The 22594-nt window shown below is 38.1% G+C and carries 18 protein-coding genes; all 18 read right to left on the reverse strand.

Annotation, left to right across the window (positions count from 1 at the left end; translation table 11 throughout):
• Positions 1-36: 36 nt before the first annotated feature.
• Positions 37-2268 (reverse strand): hypothetical protein, encoded by a 2232-nt coding sequence (locus H9650_RS04120; protein ID WP_191696631.1) that lies wholly within the window; start codon positions 2266-2268, stop codon positions 37-39.
• Positions 2269-2675: 407 nt separating this feature from the next.
• Complete coding sequence (locus tag H9650_RS04125; protein ID WP_191696632.1) at positions 2676-5048, reverse strand: hypothetical protein; 2373 nt, start codon at positions 5046-5048, stop codon at positions 2676-2678.
• A 365-nt stretch (positions 5049-5413) separates the two neighbouring features.
• Positions 5414-5656 carry a hypothetical protein gene (locus H9650_RS04130; protein ID WP_191696633.1) on the reverse strand — a complete coding sequence of 81 codons (243 nt, stop codon included), beginning with the start codon at positions 5654-5656 and terminating at the stop codon, positions 5414-5416.
• Between the two features lie 546 nt (positions 5657-6202).
• Positions 6203-7327: an acetylornithine transaminase gene (locus tag H9650_RS04135; RefSeq protein WP_191696634.1), complete on the reverse strand. Its 1125-nt coding sequence runs from the start codon at positions 7325-7327 to the stop codon at positions 6203-6205.
• A complete protein-coding gene (gene argB / locus H9650_RS04140; protein ID WP_191696635.1) occupies positions 7324-8103 on the reverse strand; it encodes an acetylglutamate kinase in 780 nt (259 codons plus the stop codon). The genes H9650_RS04135 and argB overlap by 4 nt, the downstream gene beginning before the upstream one ends.
• A complete protein-coding gene (gene argJ / locus H9650_RS04145) occupies positions 8066-9292 on the reverse strand; it encodes a bifunctional glutamate N-acetyltransferase/amino-acid acetyltransferase ArgJ (protein ID WP_191696636.1) in 1227 nt (408 codons plus the stop codon). Before argJ ends, argB begins: the two co-directional genes overlap by 38 nt.
• A gap of 14 nt (positions 9293-9306) precedes the next feature.
• Positions 9307-10341, reverse strand: coding sequence for an N-acetyl-gamma-glutamyl-phosphate reductase (argC, locus tag H9650_RS04150; protein ID WP_191696637.1), 1035 nt, complete (start codon positions 10339-10341; stop codon positions 9307-9309).
• A 269-nt stretch (positions 10342-10610) separates the two neighbouring features.
• Positions 10611-11567 carry an NAD-dependent epimerase/dehydratase family protein gene (locus H9650_RS04155; protein ID WP_191696638.1) on the reverse strand — a complete coding sequence of 319 codons (957 nt, stop codon included), beginning with the start codon at positions 11565-11567 and terminating at the stop codon, positions 10611-10613.
• A gap of 575 nt (positions 11568-12142) precedes the next feature.
• On the reverse strand, positions 12143-13231 hold the full coding sequence (locus H9650_RS04160) for an anti-sigma factor domain-containing protein (protein WP_191696639.1): 1089 nt from the start codon (positions 13229-13231) through the stop codon (positions 12143-12145).
• Entirely contained in the window at positions 13228-13977 is a 750-nt protein-coding gene (sigI, locus tag H9650_RS04165) for an RNA polymerase sigma-I factor (RefSeq protein WP_191696640.1), read from the reverse strand. Before sigI ends, H9650_RS04160 begins: the two co-directional genes overlap by 4 nt.
• An 86-nt stretch (positions 13978-14063) precedes the next feature.
• Entirely contained in the window at positions 14064-15053 is a 990-nt protein-coding gene (locus H9650_RS04170) for a hypothetical protein (protein WP_191696641.1), read from the reverse strand.
• A 207-nt stretch (positions 15054-15260) separates the two neighbouring features.
• Complete coding sequence (locus H9650_RS04175) at positions 15261-16175, reverse strand: DMT family transporter (RefSeq protein WP_191696642.1); 915 nt, start codon at positions 16173-16175, stop codon at positions 15261-15263.
• A gap of 244 nt (positions 16176-16419) precedes the next feature.
• Complete coding sequence (locus tag H9650_RS04180) at positions 16420-16833, reverse strand: DUF4262 domain-containing protein (RefSeq protein ID WP_225215888.1); 414 nt, start codon at positions 16831-16833, stop codon at positions 16420-16422.
• A gap of 341 nt (positions 16834-17174) precedes the next feature.
• Positions 17175-18431, reverse strand: coding sequence for an efflux RND transporter periplasmic adaptor subunit (locus tag H9650_RS04185; protein WP_191696643.1), 1257 nt, complete (start codon positions 18429-18431; stop codon positions 17175-17177).
• The gene (locus H9650_RS04190; protein WP_144540459.1) at positions 18428-19105 is read right to left on the reverse strand and encodes a hypothetical protein; all 678 of its coding nucleotides are present in this window, start codon (positions 19103-19105) and stop codon (positions 18428-18430) included. The genes H9650_RS04185 and H9650_RS04190 overlap by 4 nt, the downstream gene beginning before the upstream one ends.
• A gap of 14 nt (positions 19106-19119) precedes the next feature.
• Positions 19120-20499: a S41 family peptidase gene (locus H9650_RS04195; protein ID WP_191696644.1), complete on the reverse strand. Its 1380-nt coding sequence runs from the start codon at positions 20497-20499 to the stop codon at positions 19120-19122.
• Between the two features lie 178 nt (positions 20500-20677).
• The gene (locus H9650_RS04200) at positions 20678-21493 is read right to left on the reverse strand and encodes a flagellin N-terminal helical domain-containing protein (RefSeq protein WP_154312350.1); all 816 of its coding nucleotides are present in this window, start codon (positions 21491-21493) and stop codon (positions 20678-20680) included.
• 309 nt (positions 21494-21802) lie between these two features.
• Positions 21803-22267 (reverse strand): transcriptional regulator, encoded by a 465-nt coding sequence (locus tag H9650_RS04205; protein WP_144540466.1) that lies wholly within the window; start codon positions 22265-22267, stop codon positions 21803-21805.
• Positions 22268-22594: the final 327 nt, after the last annotated feature.

The raw sequence follows: 22594 nt of genomic DNA on the forward strand, positions 1-22594 counted from the left end.
TCCAAAGAATAATTTTCTTTGGAGGATTAAAGATAATTAATATTTAGTTATTAGTAATTTGGAAACTAGGTTTATATTAAATCCATAGGCATTGGTTACTCCATCAACAGCTATTACTTCTAGAGGACCCGACAAACCAGGTTCTGTTCCTTCTTCAGTAATCTTTCCAGCTAACTTGTCATCCACTGTAGGTCCGAATTTCACTTTAAAACCATTAGTAGTTTTAGAGAATAAATTCCCCTTTTCGTTATTGATGTATTGCACGGTTGTGCCATCTTCGTCTTTTAGTGTTATAAAAGCAGAGTTTCCTAGTACTGCGATATCTCTATAAACAACTGTATTTGAACGTTTGAATGGCACTATTTCAAATTCAACTTCATCATTAGATAAATCTTTTTCTTCCACTGATTTAATAACATTAATAGATTGTAAATCAAATGCTCCTTCAGCTACTCGGAATACATTTCCACTATTAAATGCAGGTGTTACTTTACCAGCAGGTTGTTGTACCATATAGATATCAGTAACAGCATTTTGATCAACGGATGTTTTATATTTCCAAGTTCCCGCAGATCCCATTTTTACTTTACCAAGATATGCTCCTGTAGTTTTAAAGAAAAACACCTCGTAATTCGGTTGACCAGTACCATTTAACTCTATTTGATTTCCAATCATCCTATAAGCATTACCGGACTTATAAGCAAACTTAGAATCAACTATTAATGGTACAGAGAAATAATTTTCTGAAATATTAAATGCCGATGAAGAAGTTGTTTGGTAAGTGCCTGTAATAGTATCTTCTACACCTAAAGCTGCTTTAAAAGTATCTACTGAAACTGCTATCCCTTCATTCTTATAAGTATCAGAATTACCTTTTAGAATATATTTAAAGCCATCTGAAGTTACAAAATAATTATTATAGAAGTCAACATAATGAACTTTCTTACTAGAAATAGTTCCTGTCTTAGCAGGGGCATAAAAATTTAATGTTGGGGAAGTCTGTGTATCTGCGACTCTATTATTTTCCAATCTATTAAAGGTAATAATTTTATCCAATACTGGAGTATTTACATTGCTTGCAGTAAAAGTAATATTAACTGTACCATTTTTGTCTGGGACCACGTTTACGTTTTTAGCCCCCGTAATATTATTTTCTATACCATTGATTGTTAATATTTTCATACCCGCTGGAATATCCACTCTTACTGTATTATATCCGTAACCACTGAAAGTACCACTTAAAGCAAGCACTTCTGAAGTATCTCTATGCTGTGTTGTAGAATTACCCATTTGTATAGGAATTATAGAACCGGGTACAGTGAAACTTACCGAGCTTCCTTTATATTTTAATGAGTATTTGACACTTGGAGTTTGTGCTGAGGTAGTTAGCGTCACTGATAATCCATCATTGCTTAATGTTGCATTAGTAATTGACAAAGAATTATCTACAGTAAATTCTGAAACTTTCACTGATGACACAGCCCTATTTAATTTCAAATTAAGTGTTGTATTATTTACTCTCGTAATAGATGTTATTTCCACAGGCAAGGAAGTAGCTACGGTTGTTAAGCTTCTTTGAAGGGTGCTCTCCCACTTGAGATTGTTAGCATCTAATATAGCTTGTGCTTCATATATTTTTCTAGATGCTTCTGCTTGTTTAGATATTCTAATATCTTCCATCGCACCTTTTGTTAACATATGAACAGTCACATCATTCTTTAAATCATTAATTAACTTTTCAGCAGGGCCCTTTACCACACTTCGAATCTTATCACGCGTAGATTGTCCATACACACGATCTAATAAAATTGTCTGCTTCCGAAACTCAGCAGTCATTTCATGATAAGATTTTTCTACTAAATCTAAGTTATTTGCAGAAGAAGCTGCAGAGAGCGCGCTTGTTTTTTCCTTAATTTTGGTACTTGCCGTTATTGCATCTAAATATCCCTGTGCTCTTTTTAATTGGGTTTTAGCTTCTGTTAATCTAGCATCATACTTTAATTGATCAGAAAAGCTAAGTTTTTTCATTGCAGTCTCTGCCTTAGTGATAGCATCTTTCGCTTCATTATATTGACTCCATGGCTGAGTTACCCCATCAGCTGAACCTTCTATGGAAATTGCCCATTTCAAGACAGTACTTGAATTTTGGACGTTAGTCATTAATTGATCGATGTTGTCTGCTGCGTTTGCTTGGGTAGGCGCGATTGCTACAAATGAAGATAATGCTATTGCAGTAGCTAATGTTATTTTATTAGTTCTATTAGTCATGGCTAGTCCTCCAATATTTTATTAATTACCTAATTTCACATTTCGAAATAATACTACCAATTGATAACAAAATTACTATTAATTATATTATAACTTTAATTTAGAAATTTTCATTATATTTATAAAAAATCAATAACAATCGAATCATTTTTTAAAATAAAGAATACTGAGTAAAGTATATGACTAGCCTTGGAAAACAAATAATATTGCAAATTTTAAGCAAGTAAATTTTGATTTTTACTTTTGGCTTTATTTTCCCAAGAATAATCTTGCTCTTAGCTAGCCCTTTGCTGTCATAAGGTTGGTAACCTGCAACCCACGTTTGGTTCTATGGCTAACTCAACAAAAAACACCCAGTAAGCTATGCCTACTGAGTGTTAATCTTAACTTTATAACAATGTCTAAACTTAGTTTACAGTATTTTGAGCTGAAGTAGCGCTTGGTTTTAACTGTAATTTATCTTGGTTAATAATACCAGTTGTTGACTGAAGTTTTGTAGGAACAGTTTTTACATCTACATCAAATCCAGTTGGAATAGCTCCAGAAAGACCAGTAACTTCAACTGTATTTGAATCAATTTTCTTAACGTTAACTACTAATTTTTTGAAATTTTGTTCTAAAGTAATAGTACCAGTTTTAAATGATCCAAGTGCGTGAGCATAAGTACCATTGAATGTAAAATCAATTGTATCTCCAGTAGAAATTCCAGCACTAGCGTCTACATCGTTTAGTGTAACAAGGCTAGGATTGAAAGTTCCACGGTGTACAGTATGAAGTTTACCATTAGTTGCTGTTGCAGTAGCTGAAACATTATTGTTAGTCGCTTCTGTATTAGCACCATTAGCTATTTCTTTAGTTACTGAAGATCCAGAAATATATTGTACTGCAATATAGTCATTTGAACCAGCTGAAATATTACCTGCGTCAATTGACCATCTACCAGTTGATGATACTGTAGCAGTAGCACCTACTTTATTGCTTGCAAGTTCTGCTGCGCTAAGTTCTCCATCTGCATTTACATCACGGAATAATTCAACTTTGAAATTAGGTGTTCCTGTACCTTCAAAACGGAAAGTCGAACCTTCAGTTGATACTTCACGAGTTGGGTTAGTAAATGTAAGTGTTGATACAGTTAGATCACTTGTAATATTAAATGTAGAAGCATTTGATGGTTTATCGTTATAAGAAATTGATACAGCATCTCCAGACGATAAAGCGTTTTTAAATGCATCTAATGTGCCATTTACATAAATATCATTTGCATCATAGTTATATTTGAATAAAGTCGCTAAATCACTTTGTGCATCTACTGCATCACCAGCAACAAAATAGTTGTCAGTTTTGTTGTGTGCATGTAATTTATCAGTACCACCATTAGAAGAATCAAAATTTAGAGCTACGCTTCCATTAGGTGCTTCCGCTACGAAATAAGTGTCCCCAGCTTCTAATGGATCAGGAGTAGAACCATTTCCAGTGTCTGTTCCAAGAGTGATTACAGGTAGAGCATATGTTGAAGTGCCAGCAGTAACTTGAGCACTTGTAGCTTTTACAACAAATATTACTTTACCGTTTACAATATCTCCAGTCCATTGAGCAGCAGTAACACCTTGTGTTTTACCATCTACAGTAACAATCTCAACTTCAGAACTTGCTGTTGTGCCATCAAATTGAAACAGATCAATTGTTGCAGGACCATTGAAAGGTTTACCATCTGTATTTTTTACAGATACTGTATAAGCTCTTGTTTGCCCTAAATCTAAATAAGCTGTATCTTTTTGATCTACTACAAAGCTATCGTCTATTGGTGTTGTAGGAACTACAACTGCTTTCCCAGTAGCTACACCTTGGTATGATAAGTTATAAGTTTTACCACCTTCTAAAGTAGAAGTAGTTAATGTAACTGTCTTTTTGTCTGCAGAAACAGTAGCACTATGAACATTTAATCCATTATCAAAAGTAAACTGACCAGCAGCTAGAACGTCTGGAGTTGCTTTTGAGAATTTTACTGTTACAGTGTTAGCGTCAACACGTGCTACAGAAAGAACTTGTAGTGGCATAGCAGTTGCTGCATCATCAACTGATTTTTGTAAAGAAGTTTCCCATTTAAGAACGTTAGCATCAAGAATTGCTTGTGCATCTGTTAGATTTTGAGCAGCTTCTTCTAATTTACCAGCTTTAGTATTAGCAGATGCTGATTTAGCTAGCATATTTACAGTTACTTCATTTTTTACTGAAGCTACTAATTTTTCAATAGCTGGTTTAACTTCGTTACGGATACCGTCACGAGTTGATTGTCCATAAACACGGTCTAATAGAGCCGCTTGTTTACGGTATTCACCAGTTGCTTTGTGGTAAGCAGTTTCTACTTTTTCGATGTCATTAGATTTAATAGCAGCATCTAAGCCAGCAGTTAAATCTTTAATTTTTACACTTGATGTGATTGCATCGATGTAAGCTCCAGCACGTTTAACTTGTAATTTTGGTTCTACAAGTTTAGCGTCTGCACTTAATTTTTCAGATGCTGAAAGTTTTGCTGCAGCTGATTCTGCTGCTGCAATTGCTTTTTTAGCAGCGTTGTATTGTGTAAATGGTTGTGTCTTGTAGTCAGCTGAACCTTCTACTGAGATAGCCCATTTTAATACTGTACCTGCGTTTTGTGCGTCTGTTAATAATTGATTTACGTTTGTTGCTGCGTCAGCTTGTTGTGCTGGTGCTGCTGCAACGAATGCTGAAGCTGCTACTGCAGTTGAAGCTGCAATTTTGATAGCTTTTTTCTTCATAAACTTGTGATCTCCCTTCGCTTGTGTGTTGCATTTTTTATAGTGTGTAAAAGCGGTCGCCTGATCGCGTCCATTATCATCACCCTAACAATATATGAGTATACCCAACTCTTATACTAAAATCAACCAATAAACTAGAAAGTTTACCAGTTTTTTTAAAGAATGATGTTATGAAAGCACCAGTGACTACATTACACTTTCCATAATACAGTAATATTACCATTTATGCTAGTCTTTTTTAGAAAATTTTCTTAATACTCTTAAGTTTAATAGATTTATATGATTTTACTTTTATTAGGATAAGTCTGATTAAAAAAATTATTTTATATTTTTTAGAAAAAGGCGTGCATTTTTCCAAATATATGTTATGATGTACAGTATAGAAGGTTACTTATAGATGTGTAACGCCGTAAACTTGTTTGTACATTCATTAGTGTGCAGCCTTCTACTTCCTTCGTTTTATCGCTCAAGAAAAGAAGCATCTGAACTTCGGATGCTTCTTTTCTTATTTTATCTGGCTTATATAAATTGATTTTCAAATTAGCATCGACTCTCCACTGGGTCGATGCTTTTTCATTGTCTTTTCCTTCTATATAATAGATACACATCTTCACTCTTTCTTCTTTTCTAGCAGATCCAACCAAGAATTCTTATATTAGAATGGTATTTATATGACTCTAGCAACCTAGTCCGATTGAACTCATATATTACCTTATAAATCTAATGACGAGCCATTTTTCATTGTAATATCTCTTTTTCGAGTGTAAAACTCCTGTAAATAACTTGAAACACTAGTCCATTTATAATAGGAACAATGATTTATCTATATGGAAAGTTTCAAAGAGATTTCTCTATACTTATATAATGTTCTCCTTGGAAACTGCTAATTATTACAAGTGTCAGACACCTGTAATACTAGTGTTATATTGAGTTACTTCTATATAAAAGAAAAACCACTAGAGTTTGTTAAAGTGGTTCAAACTCATTGCGAACTTAAATTCCAACGGAAGCAAAAAACTGTTTAGACTTGCTCGAATGCAGCAACAAAATCTTTGTTAATAAACTAATCTAAAAACAAAAAGAACCCTCATCTAATAGAGAGGGGTTCATGTTTTGTGAATAGCGATTCGCTGAGCGCTTTAATTCAAGTTTATTTAGTTTAAGATTGTGCGCAGTATGTCTACTGCTTGATCTATTTCATCACGAGTAACAGTTAGTGGCGGCAGTAGGCGGATGACATTTGGTCCTGCTCCTACTAATAGAAGTCCTGCCTTTTCAGCTTCGGTTATGTATGGTGCCGCTTCGTCTTCACAGACAAGTCCTAGTAATAAGCCGGCACCAACTACCTTATAGGATGGGAGTGCCTCGTTTAGTTTATGCACGAAGTACTCGGATTTTTTATTGACTTCGTCTAGAAAGTCTGAGACAAAGACATGTTCTAATACAGCCTGGGCAACTCTGACTGCAAGTGGATTGCCCCCGAATGTGGTACCGTGTGTTCCAGGACCGAATGTTTCTCCTAGTTCGCTTGTTCCTAGCATTGCCCCAATTGGAAAGCCGCCGCCAAGTCCTTTTGCGAGTGTCATAATATCTGGCTTTAAGACGGTTTGCTCGTAGGCGTAGCGCGTACCAGTTCGGCCGATGCCGGTTTGTACCTCGTCGACAATTAGTAGGATACCCTTGGATTCGCATATGCTAGAGATGGCTTCGGCAAACTCAGGCGTTACTTTGTTGACACCGCCTTCTCCTTGGATAACCTCAAGCATGATGGCACCGACCTCGTCATCAATTGCCGCTTCTAGCTTCTCTACATCATTGAAGGGAACAGTACGGAAGGTTTCCAGTACCGGACCAAATCCTTGACGTACCTTTTCCTGACCAGTAGCGGACATTGTTCCAAACGTTCTACCGTGGAAGGAATTTTCAAAGGTAATGATGACGTGCTTGCCTGTATGCTTACGCGCAAGCTTGATCGCTGCTTCATTTGCCTCTGCTCCACTGTTACAGAAAAAAGCATGGGCGAAATGAGTTTCTTCTATTAAAATATTTGCAAGCTGCTCCTGCTTTGGACTTTCGAATAAATTAGATGTATGCCATAGCCTTTCGCTTTGCTCTTGGAGTGCTTTTACAATGGCAGTATGCGCGTGCCCTAGACTGAGTACGGCGATCCCGCTAGTGAAATCCAAGTAGCTTTTACCCTGTTCGTCCTTGACGATTGTGCCTTTTCCTTCTATTAAATGGACAGGCCGTCGAGCGTAGTTTGGAAATAAAGAACTCATACGTAAACCTCCTGATGTACAATGGTTGTGCCGTGCAGCTGCTCATCTACAATTTTCACAGATGGGATCCCTTCCTTAAGGCAATCCATGGCTGCATTCACTTTTGGAATCATGCCACCATATATGTCTTCGGATTCGATCCACTCCTTGATAGAGGATGTTTGGACAACCTCTTGGATTTCTCCGTTTATCTTAATACCTGGTGTGTCCGTTACTAGCAGCAGACATTCTGCTTTTATTGCCAGAGCTATTTTGCTTGCAACTGTGTCAGCGTTTATATTGAGCGGAGTGCTGTCAGGTAGGCAGCCGATACAGGAAATGACTGGTGTGATGCCGTTGACGAGTTGTATATCTAGGATAGCAGTGTTCACCTTTTTTATTTCCCCGACAAAACCGTAAACTCCCTTGTCTAAGAAGTCGCATTCCAATAAGTTACCGTCATATCCGCTCATGCCTAGTGCTGCAATTCCGTTTTGGTTTAACTGGAGCACTAGAGATGGATTGACTTTACCGACTAGTGTACATTGTACGATATCTACCGCTTCCTCAGATGTTACACGAAAACCATTGATTGTTGTGGATGTTACTCCATGATCAGCTAGCGATTTGTTGATAGCCGGACCACCACCGTGGACAATAATTATTTCATGGCCCTCGGCTTGTAGCTTTTTAAAGTTTGCAAAGAATTCTTCGTTCAAGCCCTCGAGCATACTGCCACCGAGCTTGATGACGATGCGATTAGGAACGATAGGTTGCATTGATTTGGACGTAGTCATAAGTCAAATCACACCCCCATGCAGTTCCTTGGCCATTCCCTTGGTTGAGCTCTATTAAGAATTTTACTTCAGCCTGCTTCAAATACAGCATCGTCTCTTCCTCGGAAAATAAGACTGGTTCTCCGTTCTCTACAACCGGCGTTGGTCCAATAGAAATTTTAATGGCGTTCGGATCTATTGTTGCGCCGCTGTAGCCGACCGCACATATAACCCTCCCCCAGTTTGCATCGCTACCAAAAACAGCAGTTTTCACAAGTGGTGAGCCTACGACAGTCTTGGCAATTTTTCGTGCCTCTTCATCGCTAAGAGCCCCTCGCACCTCAACTTCAATGAGCTTTGTTGCTCCTTCGCCATCTTTTGCAATCATTTTAGCTAAATCCAATGAAACGGTATGGAGTGTTTGCACAAAGTTATCCCAGTCTGGATGTAATGGAGTCAACGGATTGTTTTCTGCTAAGCCATTTGCCATCACTACTACCATGTCATTCGTGGACGTGTCGCCGTCTACAGTAATTGCATTGAAGGTCACATCAGTGATGGATTTTAATGCTGACTGCAAATAGTTTGATTCGATGCTGGCATCGGTTGTTATGAAGGCGAACATTGTTGCCATGTTTGGCTCGATCATACCGGAGCCCTTGGCAGTTCCTGCGATAATGACTTCCTTGCCATCGATAACTGTTTTATAGGAAGTATCCTTTGTAACAGTGTCTGTTGTCATGATTGCTTGGGAGAAGTTGATGGCTCCTTCTAACTCGTCGGTTGGCTCCAGTTTTTTTATTCCCGATAGGACTGGCTCCATTTTCATCATTTCACCGATGACACCTGTTGAGGCAACGCCGACTAATCCTGGAGCGATACCAAGCTTTTCTGCTGTTTTTTCCTGCATTGTGTAGGCATCGATTAAGCCCTGCTTCCCTGTGCAGGAGTTCGCAATGCCAGAGCTCACGATTAGTGCCTGCATTTTCTGTGTGGTGTAGACAACTTCCTTCGTTACGACAAGTGGAGCCCCTTGAACTGCATTTGTGGAGAAAACCCCGGCAACGCTTGCGGGCACTTCACTTGTCAGTAGAGCTAAGTCTTTTTTCTTGTGCTTAACGCCGCAGTGGATGCCGGTCGCCTTGAAACCTTTTGGTGAAGCGATGTTTTTGTACGTAATGCGCTTCATCGTCATCGTTTCTGTTAACATGTGGTTTCCTCCTTTTAAATGAATAATGGCACGAGTGAGAGACCCGTCGTTTGTTTAAGATTGAATTGGACATTCATATTTTGAACGGCCTGCCCTGCAGCACCTTTGACTAGGTTGTCGATAACCGAAACAATAGTCGCTCTGTTAGTACGCGGGTCTACCTTTACATGAATATCACAATAGTTGGAGCCGTATACCTGGTTTGTGCCGAATTTATTCATGTCTTTTATTATTCGGACAAATGATTGGTTTGCGTATGTTTCCTGTAACGTGTTCACTAGATCAGCTTCTGTGACCCCTTCGTTCACTGGTGCATAGCTCGTTGCAAGAATTCCTCTTGTCATCGGAACAAGGTGAGTCGTGAAGGTAATTGGCGTCGACTGGTTCGCAAACATTTGAATTGCCTGTTCGATTTCCGGAATATGCTGGTGCTCGTGAAGCTTGTATATTGCTGTATTTTCGTTTGTCTCACTGTAATGTGTCATCTGGCTCGGCTTGTTGCCTGCTCCAGAGATACCACTTTTAGCATCAATGACGAGATGGCTTGCGTCGATCAGGTTTTCTTTGATAAGCGGTAGCAAGGAAAGCAGGACGGCAGTTGGGTAACATCCCGGGTTAGCAATGAGCTGTGCTTTGGCGATAGCAGGAGTATTCCATTCCGTTAAGCCATATACACTTTTTTCAACTGCATCAGCCGGAGCTGGATCCTTTTTGTACCACTGCTCGTATGTAGGAAGATCCTTCAGACGAAAGTCACCGGATAGGTCGATTAGTTTTGGCTTCGTTCCAATCAGTGCTGGCAATAGCTCAGAGGAAACCCCTGAGGGAGTGCTCGTGAACAATACATCATACTCTGCTAATCTATCAGTCTCGATTTTTAATAATGGTTGATCGAAAATATTCATTAAAAATGAATATTTATGCGAAAAATGCATACCCTCTTCCGATGAAGAAAATAGATCAATACCTTGCACTTCAGGATGATTATGTAAAAGCCGTATTAACTCAAGTCCACCGTAGCCCGTTGCTCCTATAATTCCTACCTTCATATACCCACCTCTTACCATTTGTTAAAAATATTATAACTATGCATAATTATAAAGTCAACTGTATTTTTATTTGTTTTTGATGTATTTTATTATAGGTGCTTTATTACAGGTGCCTGGCACCTGTAATATAGCGTAGTAAAAAGAAAATCCGATCAAAGCAGCTGTTTGTACAGCTCCGATCAGATTTTCTTTGTTAGTTTTCGTTTTTTAGTATGTTACGGGTGCCTGGCACCTGTAACATATAACATCACATCCACATTGAACTCATCTTATATTAAGACTGGGTTTAGGATTGTTCGTTCTTCTTTTTCTGTTATTGTTTCCACTAGCCAGTTATAAGTTTGTTCTATACCTTTTTCCATTCCAAAGGCAGGGCTCCAGTTAAGAGTTTCTCTCAACTTTTGGTTGCTTAGATTGGATTTATAAATGTCGCCTTGTTTGGCTGTTGAATAGGTAACTTGAAGATCCCCGTGTATATTTGCCATTAGTTTTATGAGATTCTTTAAATTACACTCACTTTGGGTGGAGAGATTATAAATTCCGGTTAGGTTAGAATAGGAAGCTTTATATATAGCATCTGCTACATCTGCTACATAGATAAAATCTCTAGTTTGCTCCCCATCACCAAATACTTCTAGAGGTTTTTCTTTTAATAGCCTGTCTAAAAATATAGATACTACTCCGCCCTCTCCTTCATTACTTTGGCGTGGTCCATACACATTTGAAAATCGAAGTACGACACTATCTAACCCGTATAGTTCCTTCCATTTTTGACAATAGGATTCCCCAATCCATTTGCTTATGCCATACGGAGAGATAGGACTACATGGGATGTCTTCTGTTAGAGGAATTTTCTCGTTCATTCCATAAACTGCTGCAGAGGAGGCAAAAATAAACTTCTTGACGTTATACTTTTGCGATAAAGATAGCATATTCACTAGACCTACTGTATTAATCTCTGTATCTAGCCTTGGATTTATTATGGATTTGGCTACGCTAACTTGGGCGGCTAAATGAACGACTATATCAAAGTTATACGCTTGAAAAACTTGTTCACAGCTAGAATCTATCACCGACACTCGGTAATGCTCATGCTTAAAGGTAACATTTTCTTTTTTTCCAGAGGACAAATTATCAATAATGAACACTTCATGGCCCTCATTAAAAAATCTTTCTGCTACATGTGATCCAATAAAACCATAGCCCCCTGTTATGAGCACTTTCATCCCAGTTCTCCTCATGTGTACCATTCCCCCCAAACATATTTTTGATGAAAGTATTTTTCTATTGTTGTTGTTGTTATAATTACATACTTTTTAACAGTCGCTCCTTTCATGTAAGAAGATTTCAGCTTTCTTTCTCTAATATCTTTCTTAAATATATTTTGTTAAAACATGAATTTGTCTCTCTTTCTAACGAAAAAGTTCGAATTATATCCTCAAGCACTTAATTCAATCTAAAAAATGATGCTCATGAAAAATATCCTATATCGTTTGGACTAGAATTAATATATGTTCAAATTCAAAGTATATTACCTTTTTAGGAAAAATATTTTTATTAACCTTTAAAACAATGGTCAAATCCATAATTTTTCCAACAAAAATCTCCTTGAACATAATGTCTTATGTTCAAGGAGAATATAGCTCAAGCCTATTCTATTTTTGCCAAACCATCATGGATATATATGAAAAACATCTTATTATTATCACAAAACGATTATTACAGGTGCCAGGCACTTGTAATAATCAATCATTGTCATAAAAAGAGAAGAAGACCCAGAAAAATTTCTGGGTCTTCTTTTTTATCTATGCTCATGTTGTTGTTTGTTCTCATTATTATTATCTTTTTGGTTACCATGATGGTTGTCTTTATTATTGTTACCTTTATTGCCATTATTGCCGTCTGGCTTGTTATTCTGCGAATTATTATTTCGGTTATTCTGATCCTTGCCTTTTGGCTGATCATGTTTATTAGACTGGGGTTGTTGATGTTTGTTTTGATATTCTTTCTTTTCTTTCGACTGGTTAGGGTTCGGTTTGTTTTCGGGATTATGAGATTTATTTTTTTGTTCTTTTATATCTTTGTTCGGTTGTTCCTTTTTCTCCTTCTCCCGCTTGTCAGTAGCAGCTGGAGCATGAGATGGAACGACTGGTTTTACGACTGAGTTATTTGGTTGATCTACACTTGTGTTATTTGGTTTATCTACACTTGTGTTGCTTTGTTGTTCTTTGCCTGTTTTGTTTTCTTTCACTGGCTTTTGTTCTTTTTGTTTGTACTTTTGAATGGAGGTTTTTTCTTCGTTCGCTCTTTTACGTTCCTCTGTAGAGCTTTCCTTCACATCCACTTTTTGCTCTGTTTGTACAGCCTGTACTTCCTTCACCGCTTGTTCTACCTGAGATTTCACTTCTGGGTTAGCTTCTTTCTCATACACTGTGGTGATTACAAGTTCATCCTGTTTGGCTCCTACATGCTTCACTGCGTGGACTAAGACAGCAGCTAGCGTTAGATCCTCCCACCCTGTAACGTCGAGGGGGGTGTCGTCATCTAAGGAACGGAGAGAAAATACCTTCCCTTCCTCATCTACACCGATTTCGACAGCCCTTTCCCCTTCAAGTTGTACATACGCATAAGCACTGTTTTGCTGAGGAATCAATGATGCGACAAAGAAAATGAGAACAACTGCCGCTACAAGCACTGGTGCTAGAATCTTTGGCTTTATTTGTGTCAGTAAAAATGGAGCACTTGCTTCTAGCACTTGAAATTCTACCTCGGCACCAATCACTGGGTCATCAACCAATGGGGTACCACGCAGAAATTCGCCTTCGCCTGTAAGAAAGACATAGTAGGTGTCTTTCTTTTCGCAGACAACGCCTCTATACGTGCGCATCATATGATTTCTCCTTTCACATAATCTTTTATATAAACGAAGTCACTGTTTAGCAACAATATTACAGCAATCATGTATTTGCGATGCCGTTCTAATGTTTTGCGTGATACATCAACCAGTGCTTCGATATCTTTGAGCGGAAGCCGTTTGTGCTTGATAAAGGATTGATAGAGTTCCTCTGATTCGGAGATAATTTGTGCCACTAAAAAGGCAGTCTTCCTTGCATCCTTATGCTTTGGTGCAGCCACGGTTAATTCATTAAAGGATAAATTATATTCCGCAAGCAGCTCTCCGTATCGAATCAGTTCCTCTCTCCTAGCCTCCGTCAATTGTTCTTCCGTATATGATTCAATCGATTGCTCATTCCATATAAAATGTTGCTCGTCTACGCTTTCGTCAGATGCCCCAGTATGGAGTAAGAGCACCTTTTCCTTACGGGCAGCTTCTTTTCGAATAAAGTCAACGAGCCGCCTTTTAATGATTAGATGAGCAAGTGTTTGTAGTGATGCATTTTCTTTTGGGTTGTAAGCAAGTACTGCTTCGTGAAAGCCATTAAGCGCGATACTATATTCTTCATCCTGCTCATCGATTGGTCGCTTACAAATATATGCTGCTGTCTTCTTTATAAAGGAGGTATTGGCTAAAAGGAGGTCATTGATTGCCTCCTCTTCGCCAGCTATTGTCCCTGAACCTAGCTTTCTTTTATTCTGTTTTGTTTTGAATAGGCCCTGAATAATGGACAAAAGCATACATACCCTCCGTTCTCATAAGCTCCGTATAAACTTGTATTGTAGCTGTCTATTCGGGAAATGAAAAGCGGTATTATGAAATATGATTAATTTCTATCATTTTTGTCGTTGTGTTTGTTGTTGTTATTATCATGTTTGTTGTGCTTGTCATGGTTGTGATTTGGGCCATGATTATGATTATGTTGTTTGTCGTCTTTCCCATGTGGATGCTTATGTTGCTTTTCTGCTTTTTTATCAGTCACTTTTTGTTCCTGTAGTGCTTTTTTTGCTGCAATTTCTGCTGCTTTTGCTTTTTTCGCTGCTTCTATTTCCGCTTGCTTCGCTGCTTTTTCAGCTTCGCGTTTTGCTTCTTTTGCAGCTTTTTCTGCTGCTCTTTTTGCCTCAGCTTCTGCTTTTGCTGCTTCCTTAGCTGCTTTTTCTTCTGCTTTTTTCTTTTCTAGCTCAGCTTTTTTCTTTTCTTTTTCTGCTTTGTCCTGTTCCTTGTCTTTGTTAGGTTTATCGTTTACCGGAGGGACAATGACAGGTTTGTCTTCTTTAGGCTCTTCTTGTTTATTTAAATAATTTTGAAGCTCAGTAATCACTGCTTTAACTTGTGTGATAATTGCTGCTTTTGTGTCTGCACTAGGAGCTTGCTGATAAGTTTTGAACAACACGATTAATCGATCGATTGCAGCCGTAAGCTCTGGCGCTTTCTCTTTATAGATATCTTTTTGAGTAGTTTCATACTCTGCAATAACTCGATTAATCACGTTTAAGATTGCTGCTTTTGCTTCTGTGCTGCCAGCATTTTCGTAAGCCTTCATCAATCCAACTAGCTTTTCCGTCGACACTTCCACTGGAATATCTAAATTTGTTGCTGGTGTTGCAGTAGTAGTTGTTTTTGTTGATTCTGCGACAGCTTTTGTTGTTTCTGGTGTTGTCGTTGTTTGAGTTGTTTCTGTTGATTCGTTGTTGTTTTTGTATACATCATTGATGCTGACCGTGTCATAATTTCCACTAGCCCACGCATAACCTGCCCCTGATACTGTCAAAGTAGCTACTAATACAGCTACTCCAGTCTTCTTCCATTTCTGCATTTGATCACCTCGAATAGAATTTGCCCAGCGTTTCTTATGCGGACACCTAGTTATTCGAACGATGAACATTTTTTATGGGGGTCGATTTAAAAAATTTTTTTAACTTTTTTATTTTGTTACAGGTGCCTGGCACTTGTAATATTGTTACTACTACATTACGGGTGCCAGGCACCTGACATAAAGCTGTAATCAAAAAAGCAGCTACCCTCAGGTAGCTGCTTTTTTGGTTTTATGCTTTTTCCATAGATCTTCTGCTGCTCCTGAACCGAGGATTACTCCGGCTATGATGAATATTAGGCTAGCAAGGTGATTCCACCCTAGTACTTCTCCTAAGAAAATGACAGAGAAGATTAGCGAGAATACGGTGTTCAGGTTCATAAAAATGGCGGATTTGGTTGCTCCTGCTTTGCCGACTGCATAATTGTATAGCATATGACCAATTGCAGTACTGAAGATTGCAGAGGCGAAGAAAATTGCCCAGAACTTTAAATCCATTTCTGCAAATTGAGTGATCGCATTCGGCTCTTGGATAAAGCTAATTATGATTAGAATTAGCGAACCAATTACTAGCATATAAGCTGTCAGCAGTCTAGGATCCAATGTTCTAGCGGCCTTGCTGATGACCATATAACTCATTACCTGTGCGATTATAGCAAGAAATACAAAGAAATCTCCTAGACCGGAACTACCAATATCACTGCCCCCAGCCACTGAGAGACTTACTCCGATTGTCCCAAAAATAACTCCAAGCCATTGTATTTTAGAAGGAAAGTATCTTAAGATAAATGCCCCCGCTATAGCTGTTAGCATTGGACCTGTTCCAAGAATCAATCCACCGTGCGTGCCACTTGTAATCGATAGCCCCATATTTAAAAAATAATGATGACCCACTACGTTCGTCAGTGACCCAATCGCTATATACTTCCATTCCTGCTTAGACGGCTTTCGGATTAATTTCATTTTCCACAAAATTAGAAATACTGTTATACCAGCTGTCAAAATACGGAAGGCAGTGAGGGTTACCGGTGAAACCTCTGCTATTAAATACTTCAGCATTGGTAGATTAACTCCCCATATTAACATTACAAATACGAGCATACCGTATATTTTCCACTGGTTCATATAGTTATTCGCCTTGCTTTCATTTAGGTTAAACCTTAGTATATCGAAATAATGGTAATATGTTAAGAGAATCATCCTATATGTATTCGGGTTTTCGCCAGCCGGAACAAAATAAGAAAAGACATAACTATAAAACAATATGTTATACCCTCTCTACCCTCTATATAAAAGTTGTCATTATTATTAATGACTACATCTGCCATAAGCGTTGGTAAGTGTTTTTAACACTTATCGTTCTTCCATATTAAACATCGCTATCAAAATCATAATCATCTAGCTGACTTTTATAAAATTCGTGACAGTTCTCTTCAGTTGGCAACACTCCACCTTCATCAGGCAAAAGGACTCTTAACACATCCCGTCCCATTTCTCTATACTGTTTAAATTCCACTCTATAGCCCTCTATGATGTCGGAATATTTTTTGTCTTCCTCAAATATTTTCCCATTTCGGATGTCCTCTATTAAATTGAAGAAAATACCATTTGCAACTTCTGGGTCAATATTAAGCACCATTTGAAAATCAATATGATTAAAATTCTCTTTCACTCCATGAGTATGATAATTAGAGTGAATTTGGTCATATTCTTCAGCGTAAATAATATCCATATACCAGCCGTATTCTTCTATCATTTGCTTTTCCCATTTCTCATTTTCCAAGTGATTTCCTCCAAATCTTTATTCAGCTAAGCATTGCTTACATATTTTCTAGCAAATACGCAACTTTCTTTAAATCGTGTAATACTTTATAAGTATTTTACAAGACGAATAAAGCACTCTAGTGTGTGTCATGAACACGATGCGAAAGCGACTGTTGTGATGACTTAACGCTCCCTCAGTGGAAAGCGTACAACTAGATTGAATATATTCCTTATTACAATTGACCGCCCTTGTTTTCCTATTTCGAGCTACCATTTTAAAACACTGTAAAATACAAAAAAGAGAATATATGCCCTAATGAACATCATATCCTCTTAATTGTTTAGTTAACTGCTATATAGTTATTTGTACGTTAGGTATTTAAGATAATCTTTCCAGCTGACTGCTTTTATACTGTTCCAGGATGGTGATTCTAATGGAAATGGTAGGAATGCTGGTGCCTTATCTGTTTTTGGCTCCTTTTCTAGGACAATCATTCCACTTTCAAGTCCCGAAAGAATAGCAAAGTTATCTAGATAGAAGGGTATGGTTACTTTTGTTCGGGCAATTTTTCCTTCTTCAGTTAATATGTAGAGCTCTGCTTTTTCCTTTGAAGGGTTTAACAGCCAATCAGATTTTATTTTTACTGCATTGTCTGTTTGAGCAGTTGTAATAACGGAGTTCATATTTGCGGCAAATGGCAGATTTACCGGCTCTCCAGTTGGTTGGATCATGACCCCATATAGTGGCTCCTCAGCTTTTGAGTCGAATTGCTTGTAGGCCGACAGCCATGGAGAACTGTTAGTCGGGACTTGATTTTTCGTTATAATGCCACCTTCTACCACAGTTTCACTATGTGAGGAGTAGTTTCGAACTGGCTGATCCTTTTCTAACTCATGCCATTCCTTTTCAGGAACGAAGGTAAGTAGCGACTTCTCCTGTGAATAGATGTTTATATTGTATTTACCGTCTAGATTTTCAACAGATGCAATGGTTCCTGCAATTGGGCTAAGGACTGAGACTGCTCCTGTCTCCTGACTGAGCTGTGCGTTAATGATTTGCATTTGGCGCTCTATATCAGCTAGCTTTTGCTCTGCTGCGGCAATAGCTTGGGCATAGCTTCCGTCTTGTTTAAGCTGAACATCCACTTGCACATTCACATCTGTGACGTCGTTGCCTTCATTGCTAGTAGTTGTGTCTGTATCAGAGTAACTGCCCTGGGAGCTAGATTTCTCCGACTCAAGGTTTCCAATAATTTGTTGCAGCTGGCTTTGCTCCTGCATATAAGCCTGTATTTCTGTTTCCCAAATCGCTCGTTGCTCTTCAGCGGAGTCTTGCTTTAATTGTGCAAGCTCCGAATCTGCTGCTATTTCTTCTCCTTCTTTTACCATGATGTTACTTACTTGTTCAGCATCGACTGTCACGGTTATTTCATCTGTAGGTACAACAACGGATTCTTTCTCTAATTCTTTAGCATATGTATTCGTGTTCACTCTCTCGTGATCCTTTAAATAATACGATCTCGCAATTTCACTCTTATCCGAGAACAGTAGAATTGCATTAGCCGCAACAAAGGTAGATACAATGATAGAAATTCCGATTACTAGCCACTTGTTCATGCTGCTTGCCCCCCTTCTATCCATTTTTCAATAGGAAGGATCTCGAACCCTGCAACTAGCAAAGCCAGCACTACCGGGATTGCTATTAAAATAATTATTAGATTACGACCCGACAAGTCTGTGTAGATACGTAGAAACTGATATTGAAGAGCAACAATTAAACCTGTAACTAGGCTTAATTCATTAAAAAAGTATATAAAAAACTTATTGCTTAAAAATAAGGCTGCCATCGGACCAAATGATAGGACCGAAAAGTCTGTTGTATATCCAACTAATGAATATAAAATAAAAACAAATGCTTTTTCCATTAACAGCAGACTCACTACAAAAAGCTGTAACACAGCAATCTTTGCTAAGTCTACGTTCGTTAGTTTATGAAGTATGTATGAAATCCCGAAAAAATAAAATGCGATATAGATAAGCGACCAAAGAATAGCTCCTATAAGGGAAACGATTCTAGCAATCACATATGTTTCTCCAAATCCTTTTGCAAATAGGGAGGTAAGTCCTTCTGTATGCATTCCCCAAACGTCTCGAAGTGCAAACAGAAGCACCCCGCATAATACAACGAACCATACGCGTCCTTTAAAGTCGCGCATGGTCGAATCCTTTAATGACATTGCTAATTCTTGTTGATGAAAAAGATATTTCCAAAATCTAAATTCAAAAAACACTAGGTGTTCCCCCTTTATGGTTGAACAGTCACCTCGACATATGCACCTTTTTCCATCTTAGTGTCTTTGTTTGACTGGAAGGTTGGGTGGATGAGTAGGAGGTATGCTGCTCCTCTTTCTAATGCTGCTTTTGGTATGACTTTTAATTGTTTTGCTGACTTTTGCTCTATTGTGACTGGAGTTCCCTCTGTCTCACCCAATTTAATCAATTCAACTCTCTCTTTGTCATTGAGTTGAATCGTTTTAGAAAATGTAATAGTAAATTGTTTATTGGTCATCACGTTTTTTATGGCCGGCATTTTCTTATATGTTTGATAATTTTCAAGAATTGCGTCTAAATGTGCTTTTTCTAGCTCCATACCTTCTTCAGTAACTACTTGAGGCTTCACTCCGGTTTTATTCACAGAGCTGCCTTTAGGACCTGCAAACTCCGCGATTGTCAGCTTCAAATAGGAGCCGTCCGTTAACGGATAGAACGATTGCATGGAGCCTTTCCCATAAGTCTTTTGACCATAAAGCTTGGCTGACTTCTGGTCCAAGAGCGCTGCCGCAGTCATTTCAGATGCGCTCGCGCTATATCCATTCACAAGCACCTTTGTATCCTTTGGAAACAATGCCTTTTGCGGAATAGATTCAACAAGACCAACCTGATTTTTCATCATAAGCATATACGCGTATGGACTGTTCGGAAATAAACCAATTAGCTCCTCTGCGGTTTTAACAAAACCTCCGCCATTGTTACGAAGGTCTAAAATATAGGAGGTTGCACCTTTCCTCGCTAGCTCCTCCTTTGCCGAAATTACCAGGGAGGCACCATCCTCAGAAAAGGAATTGACACCAATATAACCTACACCCTCATTTAAAAGCTTGTGTGTAACTACCGGGACACTAAAGTTTTTTCTCGTTAATATGTATGTTTTCTTTTGGCCCGTTGATTTCAAAACTTCTATGTTAACCTTTGTATCAGCCTTTCCAGTGATCAGGGTAGAAGCCTGCTGCACAGACATTTTCTCAGTCGATGTCCCGTCTATAGATATAATAATATCTCCTGATTCAATTCCAGCTTCCATTGCTGCAGTTCCTTCAAATGTGCTCACTACTTGGATACCCATCTCGTGTTCTTCTATAACAACCCCAATACCTGTTGTTGTATTATTAATAGAGTCTGTATATCTCTTAAACTCTTCCTTTGTAAAATAGGTTGAGTAAGGGTCGAGCTGCTCGATGATAGCATCAATAGAGCTTAGTTCCATTAAATTGGTTGGAAGCTCCCCTTTATAATTTTCTTCTATTACTTGCCTGACCTCATCAATAGGGGCAGCCAATGTTAAAATAGGAGCAAACAGCAGTCCTATTATTAATAAAAATGTAGTTAATCCAGAGACTTTCTTCATAACTAATTCCCACTTCCCATATGCTATAAACCTATCTTAACTTAAAAAAATATGAAATGCTAAAAAGTTTATATATTTGGCAATATAAAAATTCAATTTTATTACAACATAAATGCATTTAACTACTCAGCAAAATAAAACAACCGTGAAAATTTCAATTCACGATTGTTAGAATGAGTTAACTTTTTAGTAGCTGTAATACGGATTGAGCCTGCTGTATATGCAAGCTTAAAACATATTGACCAGCCTGCATTAAAATATTTGCTTTAGCGAGTGTCATCATCTCTTTAGCTATATCAGCATCTCTTATGCGAGATTCAGCAGCTGTTAAGTTCTCTTCCATATTAACTGCGTTATTATAAGCGTGCTCCAGCCTATTAGTATAGGCACCCATTTTGGAACGCTCTCGAGACACCTGCTTAATGGCTTCATCCATGCCAGCTATCGCAGCATCTGCTTTCTCTCTTGTTGATATCGAGAGATCTTTTAACCCTATGCTATCACCAGACATATTCCCAATGTTAAGCTCGATAGATTGCCCTGAGTTTGCACCTGCCTGAATTTTGATGGAGGTTTGAGTGCCATCCAATAATGTCTTTGTATTGAAATTAGTATCCTTAGAAATTCGATTTACTTCTTTCTTCAATTCCTCAAACTCGATATTAAGCAAATCACGGTCATTGTCCGTCAGCGTATCATTAGCCGCCTGCACACCCAATTCCCTCATCCGTTGCAAAATAGCGTGCGTTTCATTTAGTGCACCTTCCGCCGTCTGCAACAATGATATACCATCCTGAATATTACGTGCTGCCTGCCCAAGGCCTCTAATCTGAGCTCGCATCTTTTCAGAAATCGCTAAACCCGCAGGATCATCCGCTGCACGGTTAATACGATAGCCAGAAGAAAGCCGTTCCATCGACCGATTAGCAATTGCCCATTGGTTATTCATATTACGAAGAATATTCAAACCAGTCGCATTCCACTTGCCTAGCATCTCTCCACCCCCACCCCATCTATTTAACCTTTATATCGACTCATCCCACAAAAATATCAATAGATAAATTATTTTTTTATTACAGCTAATATAGACTTAATTCCGACTTATCTATTAAACAGAAAAGAGGTGAGGGTAGGCATGAAAATGACTAAATTTGGTTTCAGTTGGGAGGATATTTTGTTTGGGGTGCTCGGCTCAAGTGCGTTTATCTTTTTCCTTTACTATTTTACTTCCTTTTAACTTTTTGTTCATATAAAAAACACCTTCGAAATAATCTTTTCGTAAGGTGTTTTTTATGTTGAAAAATTAGTCCACATGGTGTCCTCCGTATGTGTCTTTATATTGTTGTAGTTCTTTGAATAGTGCTGCGTCTTTATGAAGTAATGCATAATCTATCATACGTTCAAAATTCTCTTTTTCCAATTGTTTAATAATCTCTTTTGTTCCTTCCAATAGCATCGAGCTAGATTCTTCTACATTATTGTTTGAATTAATAATTGTTTGTAAATGCACATGAATATCAGAGACTAGTAGGAGTTGGTATAAAGGAAGTCGTATAAATCGGTTTCCTTTTTGAAAGACAAATACCTCGGACAGGTTTTCGACTTGTAACGAGTTAGCGTTGACTATTATCTCTTTTCCTTCTACAGGAATAAAATCAAATAGCTCGTCGTCCTTGCGCAAGGAAAAGTATTGATAGGCAAATACAAGCTTTATCCTATCTCCCTCGAGCTGAGTATAAAAAGGCTTCATTAATTGTACAAGTAACATTCCATATCCCCTCCTGTCCTTTTTGAATTTTCTGATTTATATTAGTATATCATATTCTACATTTTTCGTGTAGTGTATTTATCCAAAAAAACGCATTCATATCCTTGTAGGTATAGGCTTCTCTATTCAAATTTAAAACAGCGAATCTTAGAATAAATGATAGTTAATTTCCACTATAGGAGAGGGAGCCAAGTTCCGGTTCTATAGTCGAGCTTTCTATTTTTTTCTTATGAGAAAATACCCTTCAAGATAGACAAATAATCAAAAAAGAGAATATACTTTCTTAAAATCCAAAAAAGCGAACGCAATATGCATTCGCCATTAAAA

Source organism: Psychrobacillus faecigallinarum, from assembly GCF_014836595.1.
GTDB classification, from domain to species: domain Bacteria; phylum Bacillota; class Bacilli; order Bacillales_A; family Planococcaceae; genus Psychrobacillus; species Psychrobacillus faecigallinarum.

Bases quoted from the DNA above. Each gene is read 5' to 3' on its own strand.
- argC (WP_191696637.1), bottom strand. From the start codon at position 10,341: ATGAAGGTAGGAATTATAGGAGCAACGGGCTACGGTGGACTTGAGTTA.
- H9650_RS04160 (WP_191696639.1), bottom strand. From the start codon at position 13,231: ATGATGCGCACGTATAGAGGCGTTGTCTGCGAAAAGAAAGACACCTAC.
- H9650_RS04185 (WP_191696643.1), bottom strand. From the start codon at position 18,431: ATGAACAAGTGGCTAGTAATCGGAATTTCTATCATTGTATCTACCTTT.
- sigI (WP_191696640.1), bottom strand. From the start codon at position 13,977: ATGCTTTTGTCCATTATTCAGGGCCTATTCAAAACAAAACAGAATAAA.
- H9650_RS04130 (WP_191696633.1), bottom strand. From the start codon at position 5,656: ATGTGTATCTATTATATAGAAGGAAAAGACAATGAAAAAGCATCGACC.
- argB (WP_191696635.1), bottom strand. From the start codon at position 8,103: ATGACTACGTCCAAATCAATGCAACCTATCGTTCCTAATCGCATCGTC.
- H9650_RS04155 (WP_191696638.1), bottom strand. From the start codon at position 11,567: ATGAAAGTGCTCATAACAGGGGGCTATGGTTTTATTGGATCACATGTA.
- H9650_RS04200 (WP_154312350.1), bottom strand. From the start codon at position 21,493: ATGCTAGGCAAGTGGAATGCGACTGGTTTGAATATTCTTCGTAATATG.
- H9650_RS04120 (WP_191696631.1), bottom strand. From the start codon at position 2,268: ATGACTAATAGAACTAATAAAATAACATTAGCTACTGCAATAGCATTA.
- H9650_RS04170 (WP_191696641.1), bottom strand. From the start codon at position 15,053: ATGCAGAAATGGAAGAAGACTGGAGTAGCTGTATTAGTAGCTACTTTG.
- H9650_RS04135 (WP_191696634.1), bottom strand. From the start codon at position 7,327: ATGAGTTCTTTATTTCCAAACTACGCTCGACGGCCTGTCCATTTAATA.
- H9650_RS04205 (WP_144540466.1), bottom strand. From the start codon at position 22,267: ATGTTACTTGTACAATTAATGAAGCCTTTTTATACTCAGCTCGAGGGA.
- H9650_RS04195 (WP_191696644.1), bottom strand. From the start codon at position 20,499: ATGAAGAAAGTCTCTGGATTAACTACATTTTTATTAATAATAGGACTG.
- argJ (WP_191696636.1), bottom strand. From the start codon at position 9,292: ATGTTAACAGAAACGATGACGATGAAGCGCATTACGTACAAAAACATC.
- H9650_RS04175 (WP_191696642.1), bottom strand. From the start codon at position 16,175: ATGAACCAGTGGAAAATATACGGTATGCTCGTATTTGTAATGTTAATA.
- H9650_RS04125 (WP_191696632.1), bottom strand. From the start codon at position 5,048: ATGAAGAAAAAAGCTATCAAAATTGCAGCTTCAACTGCAGTAGCAGCT.